The sequence below is a fragment of the Pontibacter silvestris genome, assembly GCF_020907275.1.
Taxonomy (GTDB): Bacteria; Bacteroidota; Bacteroidia; order Cytophagales; family Hymenobacteraceae; genus Pontibacter; species Pontibacter silvestris.
The window spans coordinates 17,153-32,567 of record NZ_JAJJWI010000004.1 but is presented as its reverse complement, the minus strand read 5'-3'; the positions used below and the strand labels follow the sequence as shown (position 1 = coordinate 32,567).

The window sequence follows — 15,415 nt, the reverse complement described above, 5'->3', positions numbered from 1 at the left end:
CATAACAGAAGCAACACCTAAAAAGTGCGTCTTTCTTTGGCTTCAAGGTTTTATGTACAGGAAATTGAGAATAGCGTATTAACTTTGTAGCAACTAAGTCAACCCCATGCTGGAAATTATTGAGAGCCTTTTGCTCAGTTTTTTTGCAATAGCCGTATTGCTACCTGTTATTCGGTTTGCACTGCGCAGGCTGTCGCCCTCACGACAAAATGAATCGCTGACAGCTGAAGAAGTAAAATACATCCAAAAACAGGAGTTTAAGTTAACGATTGTCTATTACTTCTTTGCCTGTATTTTGTCTGTCTTTAGTGCAGGTATGTTGTCTCTTATTGCAAGCATTATTCACAACTCCGGAAATAGCCTTTTTCTGCTTACCCCAAATTTCAGGGCTATGTTTGCCCCTGGCCTGCTGGTAGGGCTAACGCTGGCGCTCATACCCTTGCGCATTACACAAAGAGCTTTTTTAGGACAAGAATACGAATTGTATAAAAGCTATTTGCGCCAACAGGAAGGGCACAACTCTAAGAGGGTTTATGCTTTGCTACTGCTTGTCTTGCTCCTGATTTCAGGAGCCGTAGGTTGGCTGGCCACACGCTGGCACGTAAGCATAAACGAAGAAAGCCTGGTTGTTACAAATTTTCTGATGGAAAAACGTGTTTACCCAATGCAGGAAATACAAAGTATTCATTACCTAGGGCAGGAGGGGGAGTACCTGATTACGTTTAACGACCAGACCATTTTAAACACTACTTACCTGAAAACTGTACAGCTTGAGATGATAGCATTACTAGCTCAGGAGTCGGGTAATCGGGTAATACGATAAGTTATATTAAAGAATATTTACCGATGTTATTCGGCGTGAAGAAGAGTTAGTGCTAAAGAGGTATTGCTGCTGTTAATAAGCATTGCACAACAAGCCGGGCCTCATCTTTAAGATTAATTTTATAGCTTTGCCATAGAAGATTTTTCTTTCAAACTCAATATAAAACGATATGCAAGTTCGTGTAGAAAAAGACACCATGGGCCCTATAGAGGTGCCTGCAGACAAATACTGGGGCGCACAAACACAGCGTTCTAAAGAAAATTTCACTATTGGCGGCCAAACTATGCCAACAGAAGTGATTGATGCTTTTGCAATTCTTAAAAAATCAGCTGCTTTTGCTAACGCAGAGTTAGACGTTTTACCACAGGAGAAAGCAGATATTATTGGTAAAGTTTGTGACGAGATCTTGCAGGGCGTGCTGGCAGATCAATTTCCGCTGGTTGTGTGGCAGACGGGTTCCGGTACACAATCTAATATGAACGTAAACGAAGTGGTAGCTAACCGTGCACACGTATTGCTGGGCGGCAACCTGACGGATGAGAAAAAGAAAATCCACCCGAACGACGATGTAAACAAGTCGCAGTCTTCTAACGATACTTTCCCAACAGCAATGCACATTGCTGCTTACAAAAAAGTAGTAGAGCATACCCTGCCAATGGTGCAGAAACTGCGCGACACGCTGCACAGCAAGTCCGAAGCTTTTATGGATGTGGTGAAGATTGGCCGTACGCACCTGATGGATGCTACTCCACTGACACTAGGCCAGGAGCTTTCCGGCTATGTAGCACAGCTGGATTACGGCATGAAGTCGCTTCGCAATACACTCGATCACCTGAGCACGCTGGCTTTAGGTGGATCTGCTGTAGGTACAGGCCTTAATACACCACAAGGGTACGATGTGCTGGTGGCACAAAAGATCTCTGAGTTTGCCGGTCATGAGTTCATCACAGCTCCAAACAAATTTGAGGCACTTGCAGCACACGATGCTATTGTAGAAACTTCTGGTGCCCTGAAGCAACTGGCAGTTAGCCTGATGAAGATAGCCAACGATATTCGTTTGTTAGCTTCCGGCCCTCGTTCTGGTATCGCTGAGATTACCATCCCAGAGAACGAGCCGGGTTCTTCTATAATGCCAGGTAAAGTAAACCCTACACAGGCTGAGGCCATGACCATGGTTTGCGCCCAGGTAATAGGTAACGACGTGGCTATTTCAGTAGGGGGCATGAACGGCCACTTTGAGCTGAACGTGTTCAAGCCAGTAATGATCTATAACCTGCTGATGAGCGCCCAATTGATCGGTGATGCCTGCGACTCTTTCGATAAGCACTGTGCGGTAGGTATAGAGCCAAACAGAGAGCGCATTAAGCATAACCTGGAGAACTCTTTGATGCTTGTTACTGCTCTGAATCCACACATCGGTTACGATAACGCTGCTAAGATTGCGAAGAAAGCCCACAAAGAAGGCACTACACTTCGCCAGGCTGCCATTGATCTAGGTCTGCTCACCAACGAGCAGTTTGACGAGTGGGTGAAGCCAGAGGATATGATCGGCAGCTTGAAAAAGTAATTATTAGTATTAGATACAAGCTTTTACACTTGTATTGTTGATAAAGGAAAAGCAGCTCTTGCAGGAGCTGCTTTTTTGTTTGATATATTTATATTGAAGATGCGTATTTGACTCCTCAATCAGGTGGACGGCTTTCGACCTCTCCTATGCCAGAGGCTCGGTAAAAGAGGTAGCTGATGAGTTGGGGGTTGATTTCATGAATACCTCGAGAGACTAGCTTCTGCAACCGGAAAAGGAAGCATTTTACTTTTGGCTCCTAACTTCTTGCCAATATGAAAACCTATTGTATAACCAGCAGGGACTGTCTGAAAAAATTCTACAGTAAAACATTGCAATTCCATATTAGGATGATCTTAAAAATGTAAACATATTAATATAGGTATATTATACTGACTTGTTTTATATTTGATTATCTTAGGTTTCCAGTTCAGATTCCTTCATAACATGTTATAAGATAAACTCTTATTTAAAATCCCCTAACTCTTTGCCTATGATACTTTCGCTGCTTACTGTTGCGTTTTCCTCCGCTAAAAAAGCATTTCTATTTCTTAACCTCTTTCTACTTCTTGTCTATCCCGCTTTTGCCCAGCATCCTGACGATGTAGCGGCTGTACGTCAGAAGCTGGAGCAAGAAAGAGAAAGAGTGCGTCAGAACCAAGAGATAAACCCAGCTGAAAAAGCCACTAGGTTACTGGAACTGGGCGAATGGCAGGAGGCGGCGCAAATACTTTTAGCTACAAAGCCATCAAGTCAGACCAAGTTAGCAAAAGCAAAACTATTCATCCTTCAAAATGAGTTTCGTCACGCTGAGGATTTAGTGCAGGAGGTACTAAAAGAAAACCCAAAACAGCGGGAAGCACTGCTGCTACAAAGCAAGCTGCAGGTACAGGCTTGGGAGCTACCTAAAGCGATGTCTGCGGCCCGGCAAGTATGGGAGGGGAATTCAAAAGATGAGGAAGCAGCGCTGGCCATTGGGCGCATACTGATGCTCCAAAAGAAATATGATGAGGCACTTGCCTGGGCAAAAAAGGTAATGCAGTGGAATCCAGAAAACGCGGCGGCTTATTTACTGGAATCGGACGTACACTTCTGGAACCAAAAACCGGAGCTGGCAGAAGTGCCGCTCATCAAAAGCCTTACCATCAATCCTTTTGACGCTGATGCCCGCTTTAACTATGGCTACGCCATCTGGCGTCGTATAGATGCTTCGCAGCTCAACGACATGGCCGCGCAATGGGAGCTGGCGTTGGCGCTGAACCCACTACATTACATTACCCATTGGCACTGGGGCAATGGCCACACAAACCTCACCTATGCTGACTATGCGCAAACGGAAGATGAAGAAGTGCGTGAGGCATTAAAAGCGGCAGATGAATTAATTTCCCAAAACAAAATAACGGAAGCTCTCCAGGCAGCAACTGATGTGCAGCAAGCATATCCGATGTCGGTTTTGCCAACAATGCTGCGTGGATCTGCCTATTACATGGCTTTTAATATGAACCGCCAAATGCGTCTCGACTCGGCACAGGCTATTTTCCAGCACATCCTCCAACAGAAAGAACACTATGGCCCGGCGCATAATGCCCTTGCTGCTGTCATCAAACAGAAACAGCTTACCTATCTGCACGACTATGACTCATTGCAGCAAGTAGTCCAGCAAACAGATATCAAAGACGTGGTAAATTTTACTAAGGTATTCCCGGATGTGGCCTACTACCCGGGCAGTGAGGTGCAAAAGATGGTGTGGTCGCAGTTATACGAAAGCATTGTCTATTTTCCTTTTTTATCCAGGCAAGGCGAAACGTTCGTGATTCCGCCGCTGCACCATGATTTGGCCATGGCCATGCAATCACCCTATTTCCGGCAGGCCACCACGTTTGACAACCGGCAGTGGATGGACATCCGTGGGGTGGGAAGCGGTGCGGCAGCCATTGAGTATGTAATGCGCGGATCCTATTTAGAGCGAAATGTGGTGTTGCATGAGTACACGCACCTGTACCACCAGATGGTGTTTACAGATGGCGAAAAGCGCGAGGTGAGGCGGCTATATTTGAATGCTATGAAAGATGGTCGAACCCTCGATTATTATTCTGCTAACAATGAGCACGAGTACTTGGCCCAGACCTACCCAGCCTATTTTGAGCCAGTGAAAGTACATCCGCTTAACCATAAATCCATTAACACCACTACCGACCTGAAAGCCAAAGACCCGGAGTTATACACCTTTCTAGATAAAATGGTAAAGCGGCAGCAAGCCTATCTGGCAGGCGACCAGCAGGCGATGGCCAGCAATTGGGCACAGGTGTACCTGAACTTGGCGGAGCGAGCCGAACAGGCGGAGAGTTTAGCCAAAGCCACTGCTTTGCTTGACACGGCCCTTACCTGGGATGCTCAATATCAACCGGCTATACTTGCTTACGCCAGAGTAAAGCAGCAACAGAAAGTTTATACTTCGGCGCAAAAGTGGCTGGAGAAGGCAAAGAGTATAAATCCAAATTTTGCACCAACTTACCTAGCGGAGGCAAAGCTAAAAGAAGCGCAAAAGCAAGATGGCCAACTAAAAGAGGAAGAGGCACTGCAAGCGCAGGTACAACTTTACCGAAAAGCACTAGAACTTGAGGGTGATTTGCTACTACGGGCTTCCGTCAACCAACAGTTTCGGGAATTTTACGCCAGCTACAGTATGGTGCCTGAGGCTATTGCCGTGGCAGAAGAATATGTGCAGGATGCGCCAACTATCTCTACTTATCTTCGTGGCCGCAGGGATGAGGCACAGGCTTATGCATACTGGCTGAAAGGCTCAATTTACAGAGATAGTGCAGCCGTACAGCCACTGGCGAAGCTGGTAACCATGAAGCCTCAAAACTACGAGTTGCGACGGCAATATGCTGATGTGCTGGCCGCACTAGGTAATTATGAAACTGCTTATAAAACTTTGTTGGAAGCACAGCGGATTCTGGCTGCCTCAGGTTCACCGCGTGCCGACTACATGTTGCGGATGGCTAGTTACAAATTAGCACAAGGCGATGAGGCCGGTGCTAAGGCAGCTATACAACCACTGCTGGTAGGTAAGGTAAAGATTCGCGGTGAAGAATACCGCCTAGCAGGGCTATATGCTAGCTTAGGAGAGACGGCAAAAGCCGAAGCAATTTTGCAAAAACTACCTGAACCAGTAACCCTTGCCGAGACAGGAGCCAACCAACTGGCGTGGGCAAAGCTGTGGACAGCGCAGGGAGAAGTAAAGAAAGCCCAGCGGGCTTATGAGAAGTTACTACTCCGTAATCCGCAAAACTGGGAGGCGAGGCAGCTATTGGTAAAGCTTCTGCAGCAACGCGGAAAGCTAAAACGAGCGGAGGAGGTGAAACAGGAGGGAACGTATACAACGACCGCAGCAAAGGCAGGTTAATGGAAGTATTAGCATCTTCAAGTATTCTACTTTCATGCAGACAACTAATAAAGGTAATTTTTGAGAGACTGTGCCTAGAGCATAAAAGAGGGCAGAAGGCCCGATTATCAACCTGAATCAGTAGCCTTCCTTAATACAATTTTAGGCTATTGTTGAAATACTCAAGCTAGGGCTGCTTTGAAAGCCCCAGCCTGAATAATAATATTGAGCCTATTTGCTACCCAAGTGCCGCTTGCCAGATAGTTGGTATTTTGCAGGTTGGTTAGCCTTTGGCAGAGTCTTTCGGATAAACGCACGAATATCCTCATTGGCAGTTACCAAATCCTCTTGGCGCAGGTACATCATATGACCACTACGGTAGCCCTTCCAGCTTATGCGGTCTTTCATTTTGCCGCTAGGGTCTAACTGCCACATAGAATACTTGGCATTAAAGTAATCACAGGCGCCGTCATAGTAGCCTGATTGTGTCATTACGTACAAGTTCGGATTTTGAGCCATTGCCTGTCGTAGATTGTCTCCAGTGTTGTCGTTGCTATTGTCCCAAGGGCGAACCGGCCCGAACATGTTATACTTTATATCGGTGTTGTACTTCAACTCCTCCTTTATGTACAGATTTATGGCTGGCGTGAATGAATGCAACCACGAAGTCAATTCGGGGGCATAGTCGGGGCGCTCTCCAGCCTCCTGTCGATCTATGCCAAGATACCGTGAATCTAGGCGGCCTACGGTGTAGCCCTGGTCGCGAAGCAACTCTTTCCAGAAAAAGGACGTGGGCACGTCCAGATTGTGCTGCAGAATCACCTTTTCGGATAAACCCGAGTAACGGGCCATTCTTGCTGCTATTTCATTTTTCTTTTGTTCATCAAGAGACCATCCTTTTGCTATAGCCGGAATCAACTCATTAATAGTAAAATCTTCTACCTCCGGCAGCATGGCTGTTAAATCTTTTTGCTGCAATTCAGGGTCCAGAACATTGTGATACCAGGCCGTGGCAGCATAATAGGGAAGGCGAAGAGCCATCTCCACGGGGCCCTTCCGCTCAATTCCCAGTTCAGTGGGAGACACCAGTATTACACCATTCAGGTACATCCACTGCGCGTTCTGAAGTTCCAAGGCAAGGCCCGAGACGCGGCTGGTGCCATAGCTTTCTCCAATAAGATACTTCGGCGAAGCCCATCGGCTTTCACGGCTCACAAAGGTATTAATCCACTCGGCTAGGTACTTAATATCGGCGTTTACGCCAAAGAACTTTTTACTCACAGCATCTTTGTCAAGTGTATCAGAAGCCCTAGAGAGACCAGTGTTAACCGGGTTCACGTAAACGATGTCGGCTACGTCCAATATAGAATAGGGATTCTCTCTGATACCATAAGGCTGCACAGGGTATCCCTCCTCGTCAATCTGCAACAAGCGCGGTCCGGTGTAGGCAATGTGCATCCATACCGAGCCCGAGCCTGGCCCGCCGTTGAAGGAAATTACCAACGGCCGAGATGTTAGGTCTTTTACATCGGACCGCTCATAATAAGTATAAAATAAGCCTGCAATTGGTTTGCCGTTCTCGTCCCAGACAGGCTGGGTACCTGCCGTGGCAGTATAGCGAATGCGTTGGCCTTTGATCGTAACTTCATGTTTTGTGGTAACCGTAGAATCCATGTTCAGCAAGTGCTCCTGCGCTGATAATGGAAGAACTGTAAGTGCCAAGAGAAGAAATCCTAGCGTAAAAAAGTGCTTCATAAATGTTAACGTTTAAATTCAGGTATTCCTGTGTCGGTTAAATATACTTGACAAAAAGTATTGAGGTGACTTTTTCATAGGGAGGACAAACAAGTCAGATAAAAGTGCTGCTCCGACTTTTTAGTAGCTTTTTATCTACTGCCGAACATCCTAGAAAACTCTTTCCTGTAAAGACTCCTTCTGCTCAATATTTGGATTGCTGCTTACTTCATTAAAAGGATAAAACAGAGATCTTGGAACTTCATTATAAACGGCTATAGGAGTTGGAATAGGCGTAATATCAGGAAAACCCGCTCTTCTCCAGTCAGTCCAGTTTTCCATGAGAACACCAAAGTTTGCAATGTACTTTTGATTGATAATTTGCTCTAGCATCTCCTCTTCGGTGCCTACCAGTGAGCCAAATTCAGCCACATATGCAGGCACCCCTGCATATGCCATAGAAGCCTTTATTCCCTCTTGAAAGAACGTTTCAGCATTGCCCGATGCACCTAATCTTAAGGCAGCTTCTGCTCTTATAAAATTATATTCTGAATAAAGCAACAACCTGGATGGGGCATCTCCGCCATAAGTTGTAGCACCACCTTCCAAGCTGCCGTCTTCGTTAATCATTTCTTGACTCACAGCCGATGGAGTTCCCTTCAGATAACTGTGTAACCTTGAATATTGCGCGGAGGGCTCAAAGTCCAGTACAGTTGACCCTTTATAGGAATCTGAGTTGTATGGGAAAGCCACAAAATAAGAGGGTTGCCTTGTATCTTCTTTTTCATTCATTAGATTAACAATGAAACGATTAGGAAAAATTGGTTTCTAAATTGTCCTCCTTCTATACTGGCAATAGGGTTTTGCCTTTGTGGCTGATTTAAGAACATCATCTGAAAATTATCCTCGTTTGACTCCATAAACTCGGCACCGCTATTGATTAAAGTACTGATTTGCTGGAAAGCAAATTTAGAAATATAAATTAAATGGTAGTTGTGTATTTAAGAATCTACTAACTGAATAGCTACAGGAAAAAATTTTCCTTTTTTAAGGAGGTGCTGTGCCCGGGTCAATAAAAAGCCTTCATAACTTTGGATTAGTAATCAATCAGATTTATCTGATACTCCTAAGTTTTTACCAAATGCAGGGATGTATGCTTTCGATAGCACTACACTTCGCCAGGCAGCTACCGACTTTGGCCTGCTAACCAACGAGCAGTTCGACGAGTGGGTAAAGCCAGAAGAAATGATCGGCAGCTTGAAAAAGTAATTATTAGTGTTAGATTTTGATACAAGACTTTTGCTTGTATTGTAGATAAAGGCAAAGCAGCTTTTGCAGGAGCTGCTTTTTTTAGTACAATTCTTTACATCTTTTGCTATATTTATACTTCTACTTAATGTTAGACGTGATGGAAAGAAAGCCAAGGTTGTTTATTGGATGCTCAACAGAAAGCTTAAGTATAGCTGATGCTATCAATGAGAATTTAGATCATTCATGTGAAGTTACTATTTGGAGAAATGGTACATTTAAACTAGCAAACAACACTATTGATTCTCTAATAGAAAAGGCTTCTTCTGTTGATTTTGCAGCTTTCATTTTTTCTCAAGATGATATAGCAACAATTAGAAATATTGAAGAGAAAGTTGTTAGAGACAACGTGATTTTTGAGCTTGGACTATTTATTGGAACTATCGGTAAACAAAGGAGCTTTATTGTAAAACCAAGGAATGTTGATTTACACTTCCCTACCGATCTACTTGGAGTAACAACTGCTGATTATGAACCAAAAAGATCTGATGGAGATATTACATCCGCTCTAAATTTTGCGTGTTCACTTATGAAAAGGGAAATTGAAACATTGGGCTTGATAAAAACTGTTAATACTTACAAAGCTTCAAGTCCTAACTTTCATATCACTAACATAAACTTATCTGAAATTGATTTTAAATTTTTAGCTGTACTTATTGCAACAGCAACTGACTCTCCAACTGGGTTAAATTTATGGTATATCAAAGAAACTTTAAAAATTAGGGATCCGAGAATTGACATATCATCTATCAAATTGGAAAAATTAGGTCTAATCCAAAAAGAAAATGATATTGATGGACGTGGTGAAGACTTTTATGCATATAAAATTTCTCAAGATGGGTTAAGTATACTTCTTAAAGAGGAGCAAAGACTTTATAAGCTATATGAAGTAGAGGAGGATGATCTACCGTTTTAGTTCATTCACACACTCCGCAAGCTTGGCAATAGCGTAACTTATGGCTATATTTTGCAGCCAGTTTGTAAACGGCATTTCCTACCTATGTACTTCTGCAAGTTGTTAACTTGCTGCCATACTTCTTTATAAGTTACCGCTGTACACAAGCTTACGGCATGTGCGGAGAGGAGTAAATCCTTACTGTAAATACATTATATTATATTACCTTTTTCCTATCATTCAACTCTAACAAGAATGAAAAGCCAATAATAGCTAAACCATAGTTCCAATATTTAAGTTGTGGCTTAGCGACTGCTAACTTAAGTATTAAGAGCTCTATAGTAAATGTCTATTCAGCCATTGATAAGACAGCTATTACTGAACGCCAAAAAGATTCCTAAAAAATAAATAGTGCTGCATTTTCATAGCGCATAGTTTTAGAAGTGAATCATTGATGTCAGAAAGGTTCTACAAACATTTTAACGTTGTTTTTAGCTATATTTCTGTTATTGAAGTTGACTTGCCATAAATAAAAAAGGAGTTACAACTGCCGCATAATCTTTAACAGATAAAATATGAAACAGCACTACAAATACCTTTCTCTGTTCCTGATTTTGCCCGACACAGTTTCTTGTAAACAAGCGGGTGAGGCTAAAGATTTAAAGGAGATAACAGCATCTTCTTTTAATATGCTGCTCTGGAGGAAGTTGAAGGCCTTTATTTTACCTACGCAGATACTTTTACGCTGAACAATACTTTAGACACACCATCAAGAGGATCAGTTATGCAAATGGGTAATAATATAATTCATTTATGGTATGCAGAGGAAGGCCTGTTTGGCTGCAGTTGCTTGTAAAGGAGCATACTATCTTCTGCTCTGAGTTTACCCACAAGCATTCTTTAGAAGTTTGCTACCTTTGGCGCTCTAAATAGCAAAACAATGGACGTAAAAGACAGCAACGGCAACATCTAGCAAGACGGAGACTCTGTGCATGTAGTAAAGGACCTGAAGGTAAAAGGCATGCCTACAACCCTGAAAAGAGGCAATGTAATAAAAAACATCCGCCTGACAAACAGCCCGGAAGAAGTAGAATGCAGAATAGGGAAGAGCCAAGTGGTGCTTAAAACCATGTACTTGAAGAAAGCCTAGATATTCAGTTACGCTTCCGACACTTCGTCATTCCAAACCCTTTCGGCCTATTATTTGTTTATACAAGTACACGTATAAAAGAAAAAAACAGAACAGTAATATGAAAGTAGCGAAAGATCCATCAGAATATAATCAACTAACCAGAGACGAAGAAAGAATTATAGTTCATAAAGGAACAGAGTATCCGGGTACAGGTAAGTATGATTCCCATAAAGCTGAAGGTATATACCTGTGTAAACGCTGCAATGCGCCACTTTATACATCTGAGTCTAAATTTGAATCGCACTGTGGGTGGCCAAGCTTTGATGATGAGATACCAGGAGCTGTAGAGCGCATACCTGATGCTGATGGCAGAAGAACAGAAATTGTTTGTGCCAACTGCGGAGGACATTTAGGCCACGTATTCAAAGGTGAGTACCTGACACCAAAAAACCTGCGCCACTGCGTAAACTCACTCTCATTGCAGTTTGTGCCAGCAGAAGAACTAGAGAAATAACCTAGCAGTAGAAAGCAGATGTAAAGAAGCATCTGCTTTTTTATTAACTGTAAACCTTCTTTAAACTTCTACGCTCTTTCAATATTAAGGTATGGTCAGAAACCAGAAGATACAACTTCCAAAACAACAAAACCCGGAAGAGCAGCACAAAGTTTACGCATGCTCCCGTTGTGGAAGTGTGTTGTTTGAGGCAGAAAAGAAGTTTCATGTCGGTTCTGGCTTTCCCAGCTTTTGGGCGCACGTTGGAGATAATGTACAACAGAACCCGCTGGATACCTATGGTCGGCATCGGGTTCAACTACTGTGTAGCCAGTGCAAGCAACACTTGGGCCATTTGTTTGAAGACAGCAGGACTCCAACTAATGTCAGATACTGTATTAATGCAGATTCCCTTAAGCTTGAAGAGAACAATAGCCAAAGGTAATGTAAGTGCACTTTGGGAATTATGCTAACTACCACAGTTAATCACTCTAGGCACTTCCAATTTATCTAACAACATGTCCTGGGCAGTAGCAGATAAGCCAAAGCTATTGATTTCTTGCTGTAAGCGCTCTCTGTTGCCGTAGCCATACAGGTAGCCGTTTACACGTGCTGCGGCTGTAGAATTAATGAAACTCATCATATCCGGATACATACTCCTAAACTCCCTCATCAAAGTAAGTCGGCGCTGTAGTTTATATTTCTGATGCCGATCTTCTGCCAGATAAAACTGCCTGTAAGGGTAAATAGTAGTATAAACTTTACTTCCTGATTGTGCTTCAAGGTTCTTTTTTGCCTGGTAAACCAATCCTTCCTGCTCCCGATTATGGAAAAACACAGCGGACATATACTGCCGTTTCCACGCCTCCTGTGTAGCCTTGTGGCTGGAGAAAAATATATTTAGTAAGGCTCTGTACTCTGTCACAGCAGGGTCATAATCTATCTGAACGGTTTCAATATGATCTGCCAGCATCCAGTAGGTCGGATTTTCTGTAGTACCTCCTGTATAACCTACCCGGGTTCGCACAACGCCTTCGATGCTTCCGAATAGTGCATCTGGGCGCCAGAAACAACCCATAGCAAAGGTTGCCGTTTCTAAATCTTTCGGAATGCTCTGCTCTATAAGAGGCTTATGAGTGTCTGCTGCCTTTGTCATTCGTCTGATTGTTTTGTTAGTAACAGTCAGTTCCTAACAAAATGTTTCAAACTATCCTGCTTTGAATTTGTTCTTATATAGCTTAACAACCCACTCTGGTTTACGAAACGTATAGCAGACAATAGCAATCATAAGGGATTTTTGAGTTATCTTTAAATTAGGAAACCGCAATATTGATAGCCTCAAGAGGTGTTCAGGCAAACAAGCAAAGGCATAGATGGTAGCGGTATCAGGAACTGGTTAAACTAATGCCAGCATCCTTATTCAAACAAAAAATAAATATGGAAATAGCAACATTTGGTAACGGATGCTTCTGGTGCACAGAGGCAGTTTTTCAACAATTAGAAGGAGTAGAAAAAGTGGCATCAGGCTATGCAGGAGGCCATGTGGAAAACCCTAGTTATAAGCAGGTTTGCACAGGAACTACAGGGCATGCTGAAGTGCTCCAAATCACATACGATCCGCAGAAAATAAGCTTTGAAGAGCTACTGGAAGTGTTCTGGGAAACCCATGACCCTACCACTTTAAACCGACAGGGAAATGACGTGGGCCCGCAATACCGCTCCGTTATTTTCTACCATAACGAAGAGCAAAAGCAGCTAGCGGAGAAATATAAGCAGGAATTAGATGCATCCGGGGCTTTTAATGATCCTATTGTTACGGCCATAGAACCACTTACAAATTATTATCCGGCGGAGAACTATCACCAGAATTACTTTGAGAACAACGGGCAGCAACCCTACTGCAGCTTTGTGATACGCCCGAAAGTAGACAAGTTCAGAAAAGTATTCGGCCATAAATTGAAGTCAGAATATACAGACAATTAACCTGAGACTTTAGCTTATAAAGCAGCAGAGCCGCAAAAGTTGCGGCTCTGCTGCTTTATAAGCAATTTTTTACAGTCGTTTTCTTATATTAATGTTCTTTTAATAAAACCTATGGTTATTAAAAAAGCCACAGCTGAAGACTTGGATGCTGTGTGGGAAATCTTTCGAGAAGTGATAAAGTCAGGAGATACCTACGTCTTCTCGCCGGATACACCAAAAGCTGATTTACCCAAACATTGGTTTGCTCCTTACATGCATACGTATGTTGCTGAAGTGGATGATGAAATATTAGGTACATACATCATAAAGCCAAACCAGATCGACTTAGGCTCCCATGTTGCCAACGGATCTTATATGGTGCACCCGAAGGCACACGGGCAAGGAATAGGGAAGAGGCTATGGGAACACTCTCTGGAAGAGCTCAGAAGCCAAGGCTTTAAAGCCATGCAGTTCAATATTGTGGTTAGTACAAACACACCAGCAGTAAACCTCTGGCAAAAAGCAGGCTTTGAGATTGTAGGCATTATACCTGAAGGCTTTAATCACGCTGAAAAAGGATTGGTGGACGCATATATTATGTACCGTAAGCTGTAATTCAGAATATTGATGAACTACAGCAACTAATAAGTTTCATGAAATATAATTTAGCTTAACTCCATCTGCCACGGCTAAGTATAACCATTCATATTTTAAATCTATAACTGTACAAGGTTGCAGACCTACTTCAAAAAACGCTACAACAGCTTTAAGTTTGCCTTCAGGGGCTTGAACTCTGCCGTAAGGTCTGAGCCGCACATGCGTTTGCACGTGCTTTCTACTTTAGGAGTAGTAGGAGCAGGTTTCTTTTTTGATGTGACAAAGACAGAGTGGTGTCTGCTAATTGGTTGTATTGGCTTAGTATTTACAGCTGAAGTTTTTAACACAGCCATTGAGACTGTTGTAAACTTAGTTTCTCCTGCATATAATCCCCTGGCAGGAAAAGCCAAAGATTTAGCCGCTGGTGCGGTACTAGCCGCGTCCATTGCCGTTGCTATTGTAGGGCTTATCATCTTTGTACCTTATGTGATATCCTTCCTTAACCTGGCAAAGCACACGTAAAGCTTGGTATCTGCTTGTCTTATCAGACCTACACATTCATCAATATAGGCTCATAATTCGTAATTAAATATTTACTTTTGCTTATTACTTTCTGAGCGCCTGTATGGCTACCGTAAAACAATCATTTCTAATAGTCCTGCTGCTATGCTTATTAGTTGCCTGCACACCAGGAAAGTCTATTCAAGGCTCTGCTGGTGAGAATGCCAACGCAAAAAGTGCACCGTGGCTAAGCGATCTTATTCGTGACTTAGAAGCAGAAGGCCCTGCCAACCCACCTGCTAAAATCTACCGCTATACCTATAACGATCAGGAAGTATATTACCTTACAGGCCGCTGCTGCGATATACCAGGCAAGCTTTACGATGTAAAGAGTAACACTCTCTGTGAACCAGACGGAGGCATAACGGGCAAGGGAGACGGTCGTTGTACCGATTTTTTTGAAAAAAGATCAGAAGAAACTTTAATTTGGGAAGATAAACGATAGACAAATAAAAATGACTGGAAACGACGTATTAAAAAACCTGTCGGAGTATAACATCTGGGCAAACCAAACAATGCTGGATGTGTTTAGCAGCTTGCCGGAAGTGCCAGCAAACTCGCTGCGACTGTTTAGCCATGTTCTGAATGCACAGGCTATCTGGATTGCTCGTATCACCGGCACTGATAGCCCTGTGAAAGTATGGCAGGAGCATAACCTGGAGCAACTGAAAGAACTACACCAATCAGCTTCTTACAAAATAGCTGAGCTGGTAGCTAACAGCGACGAAACAGAGTTTAACCGCCTGATCGACTACTCTAACAGCCTTGGCAACCAGTACAGTACCCGAGTACTGGACATCCTGACGCACGCATTTAACCATGCTTCTTACCATCGTGCTCAGGTAGCTACTGACCTGCGTAAAAACGGGCACACCCCTCCTAACACTGACTATGTTACTTATGTGCGGGAGCTAATGGGGCAGGTTTATTGATAACATGCAAAACCACCATTTAGCAA

At 43.2% G+C, this 15,415-nt stretch carries 14 protein-coding genes and 2 pseudogenes; 13 read left to right on the top strand and 3 right to left on the bottom strand.

The window, feature by feature from the left end:
- The first annotated feature begins 106 nt into the window (after nt 1-106).
- From LN995_RS04630 to LN995_RS04620, 3 genes are all read left to right on the top strand, one after another.
- Nucleotides 107-823, top strand: a complete 717-nt coding sequence (locus LN995_RS04630; RefSeq protein ID WP_229958851.1) for a hypothetical protein — start codon at nt 107-109, stop codon at nt 821-823.
- A gap of 169 nt (nt 824-992) precedes the next feature.
- The gene (fumC, locus tag LN995_RS04625; RefSeq protein ID WP_229958849.1) at nt 993-2,390 is read left to right on the top strand and encodes a class II fumarate hydratase; all 1,398 of its coding nucleotides are present in this window, start codon (nt 993-995) and stop codon (nt 2,388-2,390) included.
- A 490-nt stretch (nt 2,391-2,880) separates the two neighbouring features.
- Nucleotides 2,881-5,796, top strand: coding sequence for a tetratricopeptide repeat protein (locus tag LN995_RS04620; protein ID WP_229958847.1), 2,916 nt, complete (start codon nt 2,881-2,883; stop codon nt 5,794-5,796).
- A gap of 210 nt (nt 5,797-6,006) precedes the next feature.
- On the opposite strand, the gene LN995_RS04615 is transcribed toward LN995_RS04620, so the two are convergent.
- Together LN995_RS04615 and LN995_RS04610 are read right to left on the bottom strand one after the other, a co-directional pair.
- On the bottom strand, nt 6,007-7,530 hold the full coding sequence (locus tag LN995_RS04615) for a S10 family peptidase (protein WP_229958845.1): 1,524 nt from the start codon (nt 7,528-7,530) through the stop codon (nt 6,007-6,009).
- A gap of 150 nt (nt 7,531-7,680) precedes the next feature.
- Nucleotides 7,681-8,313: a SusD/RagB family nutrient-binding outer membrane lipoprotein gene (locus LN995_RS04610; RefSeq protein WP_317206930.1), complete on the bottom strand. Its 633-nt coding sequence runs from the start codon at nt 8,311-8,313 to the stop codon at nt 7,681-7,683.
- Nucleotides 8,314-8,670: 357 nt separating this feature from the next.
- Here LN995_RS04610 and LN995_RS22145 point away from each other — a divergent pair.
- From LN995_RS22145 to LN995_RS04590, 5 genes and pseudogenes are all read left to right on the top strand, one after another.
- A pseudogene (locus LN995_RS22145) lies at nt 8,671-8,778 on the top strand (hypothetical protein); the annotation flags it as partial.
- A 139-nt stretch (nt 8,779-8,917) separates the two neighbouring features.
- A complete protein-coding gene (locus LN995_RS04605; RefSeq protein ID WP_229959274.1) occupies nt 8,918-9,733 on the top strand; it encodes a TIR domain-containing protein in 816 nt (271 codons plus the stop codon).
- Nucleotides 9,734-10,697: 964 nt separating this feature from the next.
- Nucleotides 10,698-10,862: pseudogene (locus tag LN995_RS04600) on the top strand (PhnA domain-containing protein); the annotation flags it as partial.
- Nucleotides 10,863-10,962: 100 nt separating this feature from the next.
- A complete protein-coding gene (locus tag LN995_RS04595) occupies nt 10,963-11,358 on the top strand; it encodes a methionine-R-sulfoxide reductase (RefSeq protein ID WP_229958839.1) in 396 nt (131 codons plus the stop codon).
- A 91-nt stretch (nt 11,359-11,449) separates the two neighbouring features.
- Nucleotides 11,450-11,782 carry a peptide-methionine (R)-S-oxide reductase gene (locus LN995_RS04590; RefSeq protein WP_229958838.1) on the top strand — a complete coding sequence of 111 codons (333 nt, stop codon included), beginning with the start codon at nt 11,450-11,452 and terminating at the stop codon, nt 11,780-11,782.
- Nucleotides 11,783-11,806: 24 nt separating this feature from the next.
- Here the strand turns inward: LN995_RS04590 and LN995_RS04585 are convergent, their stop codons facing one another.
- Nucleotides 11,807-12,493 (bottom strand): peptide-methionine (S)-S-oxide reductase MsrA, encoded by a 687-nt coding sequence (locus LN995_RS04585; protein ID WP_229958836.1) that lies wholly within the window; start codon nt 12,491-12,493, stop codon nt 11,807-11,809.
- Nucleotides 12,494-12,774: 281 nt separating this feature from the next.
- Between LN995_RS04585 and msrA the strand changes: the two genes are divergently transcribed.
- From msrA to LN995_RS04560, 5 genes are all read left to right on the top strand, one after another.
- Nucleotides 12,775-13,320 carry a peptide-methionine (S)-S-oxide reductase MsrA gene (msrA, locus tag LN995_RS04580; protein ID WP_229958834.1) on the top strand — a complete coding sequence of 182 codons (546 nt, stop codon included), beginning with the start codon at nt 12,775-12,777 and terminating at the stop codon, nt 13,318-13,320.
- A gap of 111 nt (nt 13,321-13,431) precedes the next feature.
- Nucleotides 13,432-13,914, top strand: coding sequence for a GNAT family N-acetyltransferase (locus LN995_RS04575; RefSeq protein ID WP_229958832.1), 483 nt, complete (start codon nt 13,432-13,434; stop codon nt 13,912-13,914).
- Between the two features lie 117 nt (nt 13,915-14,031).
- Nucleotides 14,032-14,418: a diacylglycerol kinase family protein gene (locus LN995_RS04570; RefSeq protein ID WP_229958831.1), complete on the top strand. Its 387-nt coding sequence runs from the start codon at nt 14,032-14,034 to the stop codon at nt 14,416-14,418.
- 103 nt (nt 14,419-14,521) lie between these two features.
- On the top strand, nt 14,522-14,902 hold the full coding sequence (locus tag LN995_RS04565) for a DUF6970 domain-containing protein (protein ID WP_229958829.1): 381 nt from the start codon (nt 14,522-14,524) through the stop codon (nt 14,900-14,902).
- Nucleotides 14,903-14,912: 10 nt separating this feature from the next.
- Nucleotides 14,913-15,389 (top strand): DinB family protein, encoded by a 477-nt coding sequence (locus LN995_RS04560; protein WP_229958827.1) that lies wholly within the window; start codon nt 14,913-14,915, stop codon nt 15,387-15,389.
- Nucleotides 15,390-15,415 lie beyond the last annotated feature (26 nt).

Excerpts from the sequence above, each read along its gene's own strand:
- LN995_RS04620 (WP_229958847.1), top strand. The coding sequence starts at position 2,881 with ATGATACTTTCGCTGCTTACTGTTGCGTTTTCCTCCGCTAAAAAAGCA.
- LN995_RS04575 (WP_229958832.1), top strand. The coding sequence starts at position 13,432 with ATGGTTATTAAAAAAGCCACAGCTGAAGACTTGGATGCTGTGTGGGAA.
- LN995_RS04585 (WP_229958836.1), bottom strand. The coding sequence starts at position 12,493 with ATGACAAAGGCAGCAGACACTCATAAGCCTCTTATAGAGCAGAGCATT.
- LN995_RS04590 (WP_229958838.1), top strand. The coding sequence starts at position 11,450 with ATGGTCAGAAACCAGAAGATACAACTTCCAAAACAACAAAACCCGGAA.
- LN995_RS04615 (WP_229958845.1), bottom strand. The coding sequence starts at position 7,530 with ATGAAGCACTTTTTTACGCTAGGATTTCTTCTCTTGGCACTTACAGTT.
- LN995_RS04595 (WP_229958839.1), top strand. The coding sequence starts at position 10,963 with ATGAAAGTAGCGAAAGATCCATCAGAATATAATCAACTAACCAGAGAC.
- fumC (WP_229958849.1), top strand. The coding sequence starts at position 993 with ATGCAAGTTCGTGTAGAAAAAGACACCATGGGCCCTATAGAGGTGCCT.
- msrA (WP_229958834.1), top strand. The coding sequence starts at position 12,775 with ATGGAAATAGCAACATTTGGTAACGGATGCTTCTGGTGCACAGAGGCA.
- LN995_RS04560 (WP_229958827.1), top strand. The coding sequence starts at position 14,913 with ATGACTGGAAACGACGTATTAAAAAACCTGTCGGAGTATAACATCTGG.
- LN995_RS04630 (WP_229958851.1), top strand. The coding sequence starts at position 107 with ATGCTGGAAATTATTGAGAGCCTTTTGCTCAGTTTTTTTGCAATAGCC.
- LN995_RS04605 (WP_229959274.1), top strand. The coding sequence starts at position 8,918 with ATGGAAAGAAAGCCAAGGTTGTTTATTGGATGCTCAACAGAAAGCTTA.
- LN995_RS04565 (WP_229958829.1), top strand. The coding sequence starts at position 14,522 with ATGGCTACCGTAAAACAATCATTTCTAATAGTCCTGCTGCTATGCTTA.